The 13,443-nt window shown below is 68.6% G+C and carries 14 protein-coding genes; 12 read left to right on the forward strand and 2 right to left on the reverse strand.

Translation table 11 applies throughout. The features are described from left to right. Window position 1 precedes the first annotated feature (1 nt). Complete coding sequence (locus JZZ72_RS16545) at window positions 2-2,053, reverse strand: PhoX family protein (RefSeq protein WP_043860633.1); 2,052 nt, start codon at window positions 2,051-2,053, stop codon at window positions 2-4. A gap of 228 nt (window positions 2,054-2,281) precedes the next feature. Here JZZ72_RS16545 and JZZ72_RS16550 point away from each other — a divergent pair, with 228 nt between their 5' ends. Genes JZZ72_RS16550 through JZZ72_RS16605 form a run of 12 tightly spaced genes read left to right on the forward strand, consistent with a single transcriptional unit; the run spans window position 2,282 to window position 12,928 of the window. Continuing rightward, a complete protein-coding gene (locus tag JZZ72_RS16550) occupies window positions 2,282-3,922 on the forward strand; it encodes a bifunctional UDP-sugar hydrolase/5'-nucleotidase (RefSeq protein ID WP_210014721.1) in 1,641 nt (546 codons plus the stop codon). Continuing rightward, window positions 3,922-4,344, forward strand: coding sequence for a pilus assembly protein PilZ (locus JZZ72_RS16555; RefSeq protein ID WP_373874901.1), 423 nt, complete (start codon window positions 3,922-3,924; stop codon window positions 4,342-4,344). Before JZZ72_RS16550 ends, JZZ72_RS16555 begins: the two co-directional genes overlap by 1 nt. A gap of 4 nt (window positions 4,345-4,348) precedes the next feature. Beyond that, a complete protein-coding gene (gspD, locus tag JZZ72_RS16560; RefSeq protein WP_116053021.1) occupies window positions 4,349-6,304 on the forward strand; it encodes a type II secretion system secretin GspD in 1,956 nt (651 codons plus the stop codon). A gap of 5 nt (window positions 6,305-6,309) precedes the next feature. Then, entirely contained in the window at window positions 6,310-7,758 is a 1,449-nt protein-coding gene (locus JZZ72_RS16565; protein WP_078480108.1) for a GspE/PulE family protein, read from the forward strand. 3 nt (window positions 7,759-7,761) lie between these two features. Further along, window positions 7,762-8,964 (forward strand): type II secretion system inner membrane protein GspF, encoded by a 1,203-nt coding sequence (gspF, locus tag JZZ72_RS16570; protein ID WP_043860628.1) that lies wholly within the window; start codon window positions 7,762-7,764, stop codon window positions 8,962-8,964. Between the two features lie 13 nt (window positions 8,965-8,977). Beyond that, window positions 8,978-9,412 carry a type II secretion system major pseudopilin GspG gene (gspG, locus tag JZZ72_RS16575; protein WP_043860627.1) on the forward strand — a complete coding sequence of 145 codons (435 nt, stop codon included), beginning with the start codon at window positions 8,978-8,980 and terminating at the stop codon, window positions 9,410-9,412. 2 nt (window positions 9,413-9,414) lie between these two features. Beyond that, window positions 9,415-9,855: a type II secretion system minor pseudopilin GspH gene (gspH, locus tag JZZ72_RS16580; protein WP_058541462.1), complete on the forward strand. Its 441-nt coding sequence runs from the start codon at window positions 9,415-9,417 to the stop codon at window positions 9,853-9,855. Further along, on the forward strand, window positions 9,852-10,220 hold the full coding sequence (locus tag JZZ72_RS16585; RefSeq protein WP_054915043.1) for a type II secretion system protein: 369 nt from the start codon (window positions 9,852-9,854) through the stop codon (window positions 10,218-10,220). Before gspH ends, JZZ72_RS16585 begins: the two co-directional genes overlap by 4 nt. Further along, window positions 10,217-10,804: a prepilin-type N-terminal cleavage/methylation domain-containing protein gene (locus JZZ72_RS16590; protein ID WP_043860624.1), complete on the forward strand. Its 588-nt coding sequence runs from the start codon at window positions 10,217-10,219 to the stop codon at window positions 10,802-10,804. Before JZZ72_RS16585 ends, JZZ72_RS16590 begins: the two co-directional genes overlap by 4 nt. Then, window positions 10,801-11,901, forward strand: coding sequence for a type II secretion system protein GspL (locus JZZ72_RS16595; RefSeq protein WP_213085937.1), 1,101 nt, complete (start codon window positions 10,801-10,803; stop codon window positions 11,899-11,901). The genes JZZ72_RS16590 and JZZ72_RS16595 overlap by 4 nt, the downstream gene beginning before the upstream one ends. Next, window positions 11,898-12,284: a type II secretion system protein GspM gene (gspM, locus tag JZZ72_RS16600; RefSeq protein WP_054915041.1), complete on the forward strand. Its 387-nt coding sequence runs from the start codon at window positions 11,898-11,900 to the stop codon at window positions 12,282-12,284. Before JZZ72_RS16595 ends, gspM begins: the two co-directional genes overlap by 4 nt. A gap of 20 nt (window positions 12,285-12,304) precedes the next feature. Further along, the gene (locus JZZ72_RS16605) at window positions 12,305-12,928 is read left to right on the forward strand and encodes a general secretion pathway protein GspN (RefSeq protein WP_210014722.1); all 624 of its coding nucleotides are present in this window, start codon (window positions 12,305-12,307) and stop codon (window positions 12,926-12,928) included. 89 nt (window positions 12,929-13,017) lie between these two features. Here JZZ72_RS16605 and JZZ72_RS16610 read toward each other — a convergent pair. Then, the coding region (locus JZZ72_RS16610; RefSeq protein ID WP_210014723.1) for a L,D-transpeptidase family protein at window positions 13,018-13,443 on the reverse strand (426 nt) is incomplete at its 5' end.

Here is a 13,443-nt window from a genome sequence, read left to right on the forward strand (position 1 = left end):
TCTAGACGCCGATTTCACCGCCATCGTTGCGCTGGATCACCACTGTCGAGGCGCGTGGGCGCACGGTGGTGCCGGCGGGGGTGACGGAGGTTGCGACGTCGGTCGACGGCCAGTTCTCCGGGTGCTGGATGTTGACGAAGATCGACTTGTTGTCCGGCGTGAAGGCGATGCCAGTCACCTCGCAGCCGTTGGGGCCGACGAAGAAGCGGCGCAGGTCGACCTGGTTCTGGGCATTGATCGGCACCTGCTTGCCGCTGGCATCGACCAGGTCGGTGGGGATCACCGCCAGCATCTGGTCGTTGGTGTAGTCGGTCAGGGTCGATTCGCCGTTGTCGGTCTGGAACCACAGGATGCCGCGGCTATCGAAGCTCATCCCGTCGGGGCTGGCGAACTGGTTGAGTTCGGTCAGCCCCGAGCGGTTGATGTCGGCGCTGCCGGCGGCGTTGGCGCCGAACACGAAGATGTCCCAGGTAAAGGTCAGGTGGTCGTCGCTGTCGTGCCAGCGGATGATGTGGCCATGCTTGTTCGGCCCGCGCGGGTTGGCGTTGTCGACAGTGGCCGGGGTGCGCTTGCTGTTGTTGGTCAGGGTCAGGTACACGTCGCCGTTGAGCGGGTTGACCGTGGTCCACTCCGGACGGTCCATAGGCGTTGCGCCCAGGGCATCGGCGGCGCCACGGGTGTTGAGGATGATGCCCGGCAGGTCGGTGTACAGCGCGCCCAGGGTGGTGCCGGCCTTGGTGGTGGTGGCGACGTCCAGCAACAGCCAGTGGCCGCTGCCGTCGGCGTCGAAGCGCGCCACGTACAGTTTGCCGTCGTCCATGTACTTGGCACCGGTAGCCAGGCGGTTGCTCGGGTTGGCGTCGGCGGTGTCCCACAGGGCGGTGGAGACGAACTTGTAGAGGTACTCGTTGTTGGAGTCGTCGCCCATGTAGAACACCACCGGCTTGCCGGCTACCGGCAGCGCCGGGCAGCAGCCTTCATGGCGGAAACGCCCCAGGGCGGTGCGCTTGACCGCACGGGTGCTGGCGTCATAGGGGTCGATCTCGACGATGTAGCCGTAGGTGCTGGCTTCGTTGCGGTAGTCGTCGGTGGCCGTCGCGCCGGTGGGGTCAAGAATGAACCGGGTGAACTCGCCGTCCACTTCGCTGGCATCGCCGGCAGCACTTTCCCAGGCGTAGTTGCCCTTGCTGGTGCTCACCCCGATGCGGCGCTGATCGTCCGGCACGGCGCCGCTGGTGTTGACGAAAATTCCTGGCCAGTTCTCTTCGCAGGTGAGGTAGGTGCCCCACGGGGTGAAGCCATTGCCACAGTTGTTGTTGGTGCCGCGGGCTTGGGTACCGGTGTTGGAGAACACGGTCTTGACGTGGTCGCTGCCGCGCAGCGGGCCGGCCAGGTCCATCAGCGTGGCGGTGGTGAATCGGCGGTTGAGCGGGTCGTTGTCGACCACTTGCCAGCGTCCGTTGACCTTGCTCAGGCGCACCACGCCGGCACCGTGGGCGTTGATTTCCTTGCGCACTTCCTCGGCCGGGCGCTTGCCGCTGCCGTCCACGGTCGGGCCGGCCGGGTGCAGGGCGTCGGCATCGATGTACTCGAAGTTGATCGCCAGCAGGCCGTCGTCGGAGCTGCCGTTGATGGGGAAGAAATGCATGCCGTCATGGTGCATGCCCATGGCGTTGGCCTGGTCGGCGGCAGTGTTGGTGCCGTCGCTTTTCCACGGGTTGCCCGCGCTGTTCAGCGGTGTACCCCAAGGCGCCAGCACGTAGGCGCTGTAGCCGTCGGCGACCACGCAGGCGTCGGTGCGCGAACCGGCGATGGAGTTGAAGCCCAGCTTGAGTTTCGGTTTCTCGGGTTCCACCGGAGGGGTCGGCTTGTGGCTCGAGCCCCCGCCGCTGTCGAAGCAGCCGCTCAGGCCTGTCCCTGCAATCATCGCGATCGCGGCACCGAGGCTGCCGCGCACCACGCTGCGGCGGCTCAGGTAGGCATCCAGGACAGTCGCCATTGGCAGGTTGCCACTGGTGTTGCGGTCCAGGTTGTCGCCGGTGTCTCGACTCATCTCTTCATATCCTTGTTGGGTGAAGTGGCTTCTACGGAAACCGGCACTGTAGAGAGCGAGTGTGATGATTGATTGGCAGTTTTGTGAACAGACCTTTAAGGAAATGAATCCTTACCATTTGATTTGGATGGGGTTTTGTACGCCCTGTCGAATAACTGCCATCAAACTGTAATCCCCTCGCCGCACTATCCGCTGCGACAGTTGATCAGCCCGAGGGCGATGGAGTAGATGGCGAGCATGTACAGACGCGATGTGTTGGGCTGGATGGGCGTTGGCGCAATGGCGCCGCTGCTGACCGCCTGTTCCAGCCTGGCCACGCCGTCGACGGCAGAGGCCGGCACGGTGGAGCTGCTGTATTTCGCCGACACCCTGGATGCGCGCCAGCCCGGCATGCCCGTGGTGCCGGCGACGCGCCTGGGGCCGGTGAGCCACCTTGGCCAGGCACCGTGGATGAGCGGTATCAATGCCCGCCAGGGGCGTGCCGAGCTCAACCCGCTGCTCGACGCCAGCCTTGCCGAAGGCGTACAGACCGGCGGGTATGCGGTGTTGGGTGCCCTGCTCGAACAGCTGCGCGAGGCGGCGGGGCGGGGCAACTGCCTGACCCTGGAAAATGGCCAGGGCTGGAACGGCAGTGGCCTGGCCTACCTGACCCAGGGCGCCAGTGGCGTGCAGGGCAGCCGGATGCTGGGCAGCGAGGTACGCGTGAGCAGCGATGAGCGGGTGCTGTGGCCGCGCCAGTGCGCCGGCCTGTATCGCCAGTACGGTCAGGCCGTGCTTGGTGCGGGGCTGGCCCCCGAACGCGCCCAGGCCCTGGGCACGCCGGCCTTCACTGTGCTGCACCGCGGCGGCGTGCGGGTGGCGGTGGTCGGCATTACCGACCCGTACGCCCGCGACCAGAACGCATCCCTCAAACAGTGGTATCAGGCGCTGCTGCCGGCCTTCGAACAGGCACGCCAGGCGGCGGACCTGGTGATCGCCCTGGCGGACGTGGGCACCGGCCCCGGGCTGTGGCTGGCCGAGCGTCTGAACGACGCCGACCTGCTGCTGTGCGCCCGTGGCCAGGACCTGTGGCCGCAGCCTGTTTCGGTACTGCAGGCCAGCGGCAAGCAGGTGCCGGTGCTGCTGGCCGGCAACCGTGCCAGCGGCGTGTTCGCGGTGAACTGCCTGCATCGCGACGGGCGCTGGCAGTTCACCGCGCAGTTTCATCCCGCCTTCGAACACCGCCTCACGCCGGCTGCCCGCGCGCGGGTCGAGCCGTTGCGCGCGCAGTTGCAGCAACAGCGCGCCGGGCATGCCGCCTGGCTCGACCAACCCCTGGCGCAGGCACCGCAAAACCTGTGGCGACGCGATACCCGTGGCGGCAGCTGGGACAACCTGCTCCACCAGGCGCTGGCCGATGACAGCGGGGCACCGGTGCTGTTGCCGGGGCTGCGCTACGACAGCCCGCTGGCGGCCGGCCAGCCGATCACCCGCGAACACCTGATCAGCCTCACCGGCAGCTACCCGGCCCCGGTGGTGCAGGTGCCGGCACGCCAGGTACAGCAGGTACTGGAAAACGCTGCCGAGCAACTGTTCGGCACGCCGCTGCTGCTCGACAACAGCCAGGATTTGCCGCGCTGGTTTGGCGCGCCCTGGCAGGTCAGCTACAGCCCGGGCGGCAAACGGGTCTCCGGGGTAGCCGCACAGGATGGCCAGTGCCGCACCTTCGGCCTGCAATTCGACAGCGACGCCGGCGAGCCACTGTGGCAGCGGGTGGAAGCATGGCTGGTGCAGCAGCCACCGGGCTGGCAATTGCCGCCGCTGGCCCTGCCGCAGGTGCGTTACGTCCAGGGCCACCCTGGCTGGCACCCGCGCGGGCTGGCCAGTTGATCAGCCCGGGCCGCGTGCTCGACGGCGTGCTGTTGAGCCTGGCCGGCTGGCTGGCTGCGCAGTGCGTGCTGCTGGCCGCCCGCGAGCCGCTGCCGGCGCCGGCCGCAGAGGCCGAACCGGCTGCGCTGCCCGGCCTGCTGGTCGGGCATTGGCAGGCGCCGCCGGCCAGTGACGCGCTGCCGCTCACGCGCTTGCCCGTGCATTACCTGGGCGGCCTCAAGGCCGTGCCCGCCAGCGCCACAGTGGTAGTGCTGCGCTACGAGCAGGCGGTGCGTACCTACGTTCGCGGCCAGCGCCTGGCACCGGGCATCGTGCTGCAGGACATCGATGACGATGGCCTGATTTTCGACAACCAGGGGCGGCGCGAGCGCTTGCCCTGGCCGCCACGGCCCGCCGTGACCGGCTTCAAGCGCCAAGGATGAAGGGATGATCGCAAGATTCTGCGTGGCTGGCGTACTGGCCCTGGGGCTCAACCTGGCCTGGGCGTTCGACGAGCCCGAAGCGGTAGCGGACGAAGACGGTACACCGCTGTACGAGGTGAATTTCGTCGACACCGACCTGGGCGAGTTCATCGACAGCGTGTCGCGCATCACCGGGACCACGTTCATCGTCGACCCGCGGGTAAAAGGCAAGGTCACGGTACGTACGGTGGACCGTCACGACAGCGAGGCGATCTACGATATCTTCCTGGCCCAGCTGCGGGCCCAGGGCTTTGCTGCAGTGGACCTGCCCAACGGCAGCGTGAAGATCGTGCCCGATCAGGCGGCGCGGCTGGAGCCGGTGCCCGTCGAGAGCGGGCGCAAGGCCCAGGCCGGCAGCGATGGCATCGCCACCCGGGTGTTCAACGTGCGCAACGCCGCCAGCGAACAGATGCTGGCGATCCTCAAGCCGCTGATCGACCCCCGTGTGGGGGTGATCACGCCGTACCCGGCCGCCAACCTGCTGGTGGTGACCGACTGGCGCAGCAATCTGGAGCGCATCGACAGCCTGCTGCGCCAGCTCGATCAGGTCAGCGAGGAGCCGCTGCAGGTGATGCCGCTGCACCATGCCAGCGCCAGCGATACCGGTCAGTTGATCACCCGCCTGCTGGCCCGCGAGCAGGGCGCCGACAGTGCCCAGGTGGTCGCCGATCCGCGCAGCAATGCCCTGCTGGTGCGCGGCAGTGCCGACAGCCGCGAGCGCGTGCGTGCCTTGCTGGCGCAGTTGGACCGCCCCGGCGACGCATTGCGTAGCTCCAACACCCAGGTGATCTACCTGCGTCACGCCAATGCCGGCGAGGTGGTCAAGGTGCTGCGCAGCCTCAGCCAGGATGCCGGCGCTGCGCCGGGCGAAGCTGACAAGGACGCCAAGGCGCCCGTGCCGGTCAACCTTTCGGGCATTCGCCTGGAATACGAGGAGGGTACCAACGCCGTGGTCATGGTCGGGCCCGACAGCGAGCTGGCGGCCTACCGCACCATCGTCGAGCAACTGGACATCCGCCGTGCGCAGGTGGTGGTCGAGGCGATCATCGCCGAAGTGTCCGACTCGCGGGCCCAGGAGCTGGGCGTGCAGTGGCTGTTCGCCGACGAGAAATTCGGTGCCGGCGCGGTCAACTTCGGTACCGGCGGTGCCAGCATCACCGGCATTGCCGGGGCCGTGGCCAGCGGCGACAACGCGGCGCTGGGCAAACTGTTGTCGGGCGTGAACGGCGTGACGGCCGGCATCGGCAACTTCGGCGGCGGCTTCAACTTCGCCATGCTGGTCAATGCACTCAAGAGCAACAGTGGCTTCAACCTGCTGTCGACCCCGACCCTGCTGACCCTGGACAACGCCGAGGCGTCGATCCTGGTCGGCCAGGAAGTGCCCTTCGTGACCGGCTCGGTAACCCAGGACAACACCAACCCCTACCAGACCATCGAGCGCAAGGAGGTCGGTGTAAAACTGCGCATCAAGCCGCAGATCAACAGTGACAACACCGTGCGCCTGGACATCGTGCAGGAGGTCTCGTCGATTGCCGACACCGCTGCGGCCAGCGACGTGATCACCAACAAGCGCGAGATCAAGACCAAGGTCATGGTCGAGGACAACGGCCTGATCATTCTCGGCGGGCTGATCAGCGACGAGGTCACCTCCAGCCATCAGAAGGTGCCGTTTCTGGGGGATATCCCCGGTCTGGGCCGGTTGTTCCGCTCCGATGCCAGCCGTGGCGTGAAGCAGAACCTGATGGTGTTCATCCGCCCGCGGATCCTGCGTGACGGGGCCAGCCTGACCAGCCTCAGCAGCGAAAAATACCGCAGCCTGCAACAGACCACGCCGCTTGCCCTGCCCAGCCTGGCCGATGGCAGCGAGTTGCTGCGGGTGTTCCCGGCCAGCCGCCAGCGCCTGGACGAGGGCACCTGGTGAAGCCGTTGCTGCCCTATCGCCTGGCGCGCCAGGGCGGGCTGGCCATGGCGCCTGGCGCCGACGGCTGGAGCCTGTGGCTGCGCCCGGATGTCGACAGCGACCAGTTGCACGAGCTGCTGCGGGTGTATGGCGCGCCCCAGACCGTGTGCCATTTCGACGCGGGGGAGTTCGACACGCGCCTGGGCCAGTTGTACCAGGCCGGCGAGAACGCCACGGCGGCGCTGATCGAGGGCATTGGCGAACAGGTCGACCTGGACGGCCTGATCAGCGAGATGCCGCGGGTCGAGGACCTGCTCGAAAGCGATGACGAAGCCCCGGTGATCCGCCTGATCAACGGGCTGTTCGGCGAGGCGCTGCGTCAGCAGGCCTCGGACATCCATGTGGAAACCTTCGAGCAGAGCCTGGTGGTGCGCCTGCGGGTCGACGGCCACCTGCGCGAGGTGCTGCGCCCGCCACGTGCGCTGTCGGCCATGCTGGTGTCGCGGATCAAGGTCATGGCGCGCCTGGACATCGCCGAGAAGCGCCAGCCCCAGGACGGGCGCATCACCCTGCGCTCGGGTGGGCGCGAGGTCGACGTACGTGTCTCGACGCTGCCGGGTATCCACGGCGAGCGAGTGGTGATGCGCGTGCTCGACAAGCAGGCCAGCCTGCTCTCGCTGGGCAACCTGGGCATGCCCGGTGCCGTCGAGGCGGGCCTGCGCGCCTGCCTGGGGCGACCCAACGGCATCGTGCTGAGCACCGGCCCGACCGGTTCGGGCAAGACCACCACGCTGTACGCCAGCCTCAACAGCCTGAACGACGGCAGCCGCAATATCCTCACCGTCGAGGACCCGGTGGAGTACGCCATCACCGGCATCGGCCAGACCGCCATCAACCCGCGTGCCGGTCTGACCTTTGCCAGCGGTTTGCGCGCGATTCTGCGTCAGGACCCGGATGTGATCATGCTTGGCGAAATCCGCGACCGCGAAACCGCGCAGATTGCGGTGCAGGCCAGCCTCACCGGCCACCTGGTGCTTTCGACCCTGCACACCAACAGTGCGGTGGGCGCGGTGACGCGCCTGCGCGACATGGGCGTGGAGCCTTTTCTGATTGCCTCGTGCCTGCGCGGGGTCATGGCCCAGCGCCTGGTGCGGCGCCTGTGCAGTTGCGCCGTGGCGCAGCCATTGCAGGCGGCCGAGCGGGCGTTGTGGCCGGAGCTGGTCGAGCTTGAGCACAGTTATCACGCAGTGGGCTGCGCACAGTGTCAGGGCAGCGGCTATCGCGGCCGGCTGGGGCTGTATGAGTTCATCGAGCTGGACGCCGGGCTGATCGGCCTGCTGTATGACGGGGCCAGTGAGGTGGCCATGCAGGCGCATCTGCAGGGCCGGCGCCAGAGCCTGGCCGGCATGGCCAGCGAGTGCCTGCGCCAGGGCCAGACGAGCCTGGCCGAAGTGCTGCGCGCGGTGCAGGGCTGAGCCATGCCGACCTACCGATACCAGGCCGTTGACCTCGCCGGGCGCACCCTCAAGGCCAGCCTGCAGGCCGAAAGCGAGCGCCATGCCCGCCAGTTGCTGCGCGAACAGGGGCTGTTCGCGCGCCAGTTGCAGGTGCAGGGCAACGCGCAGGTGTTGCCACGGCGCCAGCGCGTGAGCCGCGCACAGCTGTGTGAACTGACCCGGCAACTGGCCACGCTGACAGGGGCCGGCATTGCATTGGTGGATGCCCTGGCCACCCTTGAGCGGCAGTTGGTGGAGCCGGCCCTGCGCAATCTGCTGGTGGGGGTGCGCGGCGCGCTGGCAGAGGGGCTGGGCCTGGCCCGCAGCCTGGCACGCCAGGGCGGGGTGTTTTCAGCGCTGTACTGCGCGCTGGTCGAGGCCGGCGAACGCTCGGGGCGCCTGGCCCAGGTGCTGGAACGCCTGGCCGACCACCTTGAGCAGGTGCAGCGCCAGCAGCACAAGGCGCGTACCGCGCTGATCTACCCGTGCGTGCTGATGGGGGTGTCGCTGGCGGTGGTGGTCGGCCTGATGAGCTTCGTGGTGCCCAGGCTGACCGAACAATTCGCCCATTCCGGGCAGAGCCTGCCGTTGATCACGCGCCTGCTGATCGGCGCCAGCGAAGCGCTGTTGCTGGCCGGGCCGTGGCTGCTGGGCGCCGCGGTGCTGGGGGCGGCAGGCGCGGCGCGGCTGCTGCGTCGGCCGCACTGGTGCCTGCGCCGTGACGACCTGCTGTTGCGCCTGCCGCGCGTGGGTGCGCTGCTGCGGGTGCTGGAAAGCGCGCGGCTGTCGCGCAGCCTGGCGATTCTGGTCGGCAGCGGGGTACCGCTGCTCGAAGCCTTGCAGGTGGCCACCGCCACCCTGGAAAACCGACGCATTCGCCTGGCGCTGGAGCGGGTGCAGGTCGATGTGCAAGGCGGCGTCAGCCTGCACCGCGCGCTGGATGCCAGCGGGCAGTTCCCGCCGATGCTGCTGAACATGGTCGCCAGCGGCGAGGCCAGCGGCACCTTGCCCGACATGCTCGAGCGCGTGGCCGACAACCAGGAGCGCGGCTTTGCCCGTCAGGTCGACACCGTGATGGCGTTGTTCGAGCCGCTGATGATCCTGGTCATGGGCGCGGTGGTGCTGTTCATCGTGCTGGCGGTGCTGTTGCCGATCATGCAGCTCAACCAGGGCCTCACACTTTAATAGGAGCACTACCATGCAGACACGACGTTCCCGCCAGCACGGCTTCACCCTGATGGAAATCATGGTGGTGATCTTCATCATCGGCCTGTTGATCGCGCTGGTGGCGCCCAGTGTGCTGGGCAGCCAGGACAAGGCCATGAAGCAGAAGGTGATGGCCGACCTGTCGAGCCTGGAGCAGGCGCTGGACATGTACCGCCTCGACAACCTGCGCTTCCCCACCGCCGAGCAGGGGCTGTCGGCCCTGGTGAGCAAGCCGCAGGCCGAGCCGGTGCCGCGTGCCTGGCGGGCCGATGGCTATATTCGCAGGCTCCCGCAGGACCCGTGGGCCACACCGTACCAGTACCGGGCGCCGGGGCAGCATGGGCGCATCGACATCTATTCGCTGGGTGCCGACGGGGTGGAGGGCGGCGAGGGGATCGATGCCGACATCGGTAACTGGGACCTCTAGGCATGCCGGCCCAGCGTGGCTTCACCCTGCTGGAACTGCTGGTGGTGATCGCCATCGCCGGGTTGATGAGCGCCCTGGCGGTGGCCTCGCTCGACGGTGCCAAGGCGCCTTTGCACCAGGCCCTGGAGCGCCTGGCCGCGGCGTCGCGGGCGCAGGCCGACCTGGCCCTGCATGGCGGGCAGGTGCGCGGCCTGCGCTGGAACGGGCAGCGGCCCGAGTTCGTGCGCCTGGTCGAGGGCGACCAGTGGCAGGTGGAGCCGGTGGCGCTGGGCGAGTGGCCGGCCGGGCTGCGCCCGGACTGGCCTGCGGGCAGCACGCCACGGGTGATGTTCACCCCCTCCGGGCTGGCCCGACCGGTGAGGCTGGAGTGGCGCTGGGCCGAGGGCCGGCAGCGCTGGCACTGGCGTCATGCTGCCGGCCTGCAGGTGGTGAACGTGCCATGAAGGCTCGCCAGCGTGGTTTCACTCTGCTCGAAGTGAGCGTGGCCCTGGGCATCGCCGCGACCATGGCGATCATCAGCAGCCAGGTACTGCGTCAGCGCCTGGTGGTGCAGCAGGGCGTGCAGCAGCATTGGCTGGGCAGCCTGTGTGCCCGGGAACTGCAGGCGCGCTTTGTGGTGGAGCAGTACTGGCCGGCGCAGGCACTGAGTAGCGGCGAGCTGCGTCAGGGGCCGGGCACCTGCCACTGGCGGTTGCAACTGGGTTCCACCGGCGTGCGCAACCTGCGCGGTGGCGAACTGCGCCTGTTTGCCGACCGCGATGAACGTGAGCCGCTGGGTCAATACCGCCTGTTTCTGGTGCGCCCGTGAGGCGCAGGCAGCAGGGCCTGACCCTGCTCGAACTGCTGGTGGCGCTGGCACTGACCGCTGTACTGGGCGTGCTGCTGGCGGCGCTGGTCAATGGCTGGCTGAGCGTACGTGAGCGACTCGACCAAGCGCCGCAGGCGAGCCCGGTGCTGAGCTTCTGCCTCGGGCTGGAGCGCCGCTTCGACGCCACGGTGCTGCGCCAGTTGTACGAGCAGCGCCTGCCCCTGGCCTTGAACTGGCTGGACTGGCAGCCTGCCGAGTTGCAGCTGCAATGGGTGGCGCTGGCGGCGTGGCCGGCGGCCGAAGGCGGCTCGCGCTTGCAGCGCCAACGCCTGCGCTATGACCGGCGCGATGCACGCCTGCTGCTGGAGACCTCTGCCGACCTGTATGCCGTCGAGCGCCCGCACTGGGTGCTGCGCGACAGCCTGGCGGGGGTGTCCAGCCCCGTTTTCGAATTTCGCCAGGGCAGCCGTTGGCTGGCCTGGCCCTCTGCCGAACGCGCTGCGCCCGATCGTGGTGTACGGCTCGAGTTCCAGCGTGATGGAGCCCCCTATGTGTGTACGTTTGCCCTGCCGGAGAGCCAATGATTGACATTCGATACTGGCGACGGCGCCAGCCTGGGTCGTGGTTGTTGGTGCGCCCCGATGAGGCCGGCTGGAGCTGGCTGCAGGTGCGGGCCGGTGAGGTGCTGCGCGCGGGGCACGGGCAACCGCCGGAAGGTGCCGGTCGCGTGGCGCTGGTGGTGCCGGGCAGTGAATGCGCGCACTTCCATTTGCAGGCGCCGCCGGGTCTCAAGCGTGAAGAGTGGCCATTGCTGCTTGAAGATCGCGTGTTGCAGCCAGCCGAGGCGATCCATGTCGGTTGTGTGTCGCGAGGTTCGGGATGGCTTGAGCTGGCGGTGATTGACCGGCAACGCCTGGCGGGTTGGTTGCAGGCTTGCCAGGGCTGGGGCCTGCAGGTCGAGCGCTGCTGGGCGGAGTTCCAGCTGCTGCCGGAGCTTGCCCCCGGCGATGCCTGGTGCTGGCGACGCAGCCCGGACCTGAGCCTGTTCAAGAGTTGCGGCGCCGACCGGCGCCAGGCGTGGCTGGCCTGGCCGACGGCGCTGGGGGCAACCCCGCCGCCGGTGTGGTGCGACAGGCAGGTGCAGGCATTCGAGGGCGCGTGGCCGGCGTCGCTGGCGGCGCTGGAACGTCTGCCCGGCCTGTTCGAGCTGCGCCGCACGCCCCGCGCGCGACCGCACCTGGCACAGGGGCAACGGCGCCTGGCGATGGCCTGCGCCGTGCTGGGTGTGGTGTGGTGTGGCCTGTGGCTCGGCCTGCAGTGGCGCCAGGCCACGCTGTACAAGGCGCAGGTGGTGGCCGTGACCGGGCCGCTGAGTACCCCGCGCCAGGCTACGCAGTGGCTCAAGCGCGAGCGCCAGACGCGGGATGAGCGCAACCTGCGACTGCGCCAGCTGGAGGCATTGCAGGGCGCCATGGTGCAGTGGCTTTCGGCGCAGCCTGGCTGGCGGCTGCAGCGTGCGCGCTTTGATGGCACACGCTGGACCTTGCAGTTGCAGGGTGCGCAGGCACCGTCGGACACGCCGTGGGCTGCCATGGCCGCCAGTGCCGGGGCGCAGGTGGCGGTGCAGCCGGCCACGGCAGATGCCGTGCAACTGGTGTTCGACCTGGGGGCAGGAGCATGAGCAGCGTCACCGCACGGCGCTGGTTGATGCCGCTGGCCTGGACCGCAGTGGCCCTCTTGCTGTTGAGCCTGGTGGTGCGCGAGGGCCTTGGCCAATGGCGCGAGCTTTCGCAGTGGCGCGAACTGGCCGCCTCGGCGACGGCCATGCACTCAGGCGCCGAGGTGACGCTGGAGCGATTGCAGCAGTCGGCTGCGGCGCAGCAGCTCGTGCTCAGCGACGTGCAGCCGGTTGACGCGGGGTGGCAGGTGCGCGGCCAGGTCAAGGACGAGCGGCGGCTTCAGGCGTGGTTGCTGAGCTTGCAGCGTGAAGGCGTTCAGCCGCTTCAATGGGGGCTGGAGCAGGCGCCGTCGGGCCTGAGTTTCGATCTGGTGCTGGCGCGATGAGCCGCAGGAGGTTGGGGTGGATGCTGTTGGTGTTCTGCCTGACGTTGCTGGCGGGGTTGCCGGCGCGCTGGTTGTTCAAGGCTGCGCCGTGGCCTGCGCAGGACGTGGCCGGTAGCGTGTGGCAGGGGCAGGCCGGGCGGATCGGCGACGTTGGCCCGTTGAGCTGGCAGGTGCGCCCGTGGGCGGTGCAGGTGCAGGCAGGGTATCAGGGCCAGCGCTGGGGGCTGGTATTGCGCGGCTGGCCGTGGGACTGGCAAGCGAGCGTCATGCCGCAGGGGCCGGCCAGCTGTGTGGCTTCGGCGTATCGCCTGGGGGGTGAGTGGTCGGGGCAACTGGCACTGAGTGGGCGTGGCGCGCGGTGCGTGAGCGGGCAGGGTGCGCTGGTGGCGGATCAGTTGGCCCTGGTGGCGCCATGGACGCTGGCCCTGGGGCGCGGCGAGGTGCGCGTGGTGTGCAACGAAGGCTGGCGGCTATCGGCGCGACTGGCGGCGGCGGGTCAGCACCACCTGGCGCTGGACGCGGGGGTGGCAGGCGGTACGCTGCAAGGGCAGGTGGAGCAGGGGGCGGCACTGTATCCGGTGCTGGTCGGCGGGCAGTGGCTGCAGGCCGGAGAGCACGCGGTGCGGTGGTCCTTCAACTGGTGATTCGCCAGTGGGCGCTTTTTCGCCGGCAAGGCCGGCTCCTGCAGGTTTGTGGGGGCGGCAGGTAGGAGCCGGGGAAGGGGCACGCTCGGTCAGGGCCGAATCTCGATCAGCGTGCCGTCGCTGACCAGGTTCCATACTTCGCGCATGTCGCGGTTGGTCATGGCGATGCAGCCTTCGGTCCAGTCCAGGGTGTGGAACAGCGCCTCGGGGTAGTCCGCACTGTCCGGGGTGCCGTGGATCATGATCATGCTGCCCGGCTTCACCCCTTCGCGGCGGGCACGGGCCGAGTCGCTGACATTGGGGTAGGAGACGTGGATGGCCAGGTTGTAACGGTCGGACACCTTGCGCCAGTCGAGCCAGTACAGCCCCTCGGGCGTGCGCTTGTCGCCCTCGCGCAGCTTGGCACCGGTGGGCTGCTTGCCCAACGAGATGCGGTAGCTCTTCATCGAGGTGTCGCCGCTCATCAGTTGCAGGCGGCGTTCGGACTTGATCACCAGCACCTTGTCGATCAACGG

Source organism: Pseudomonas palmensis, from assembly GCF_017848315.1.
Lineage (GTDB): Bacteria > Pseudomonadota > Gammaproteobacteria > Pseudomonadales > Pseudomonadaceae > Aquipseudomonas > Aquipseudomonas palmensis.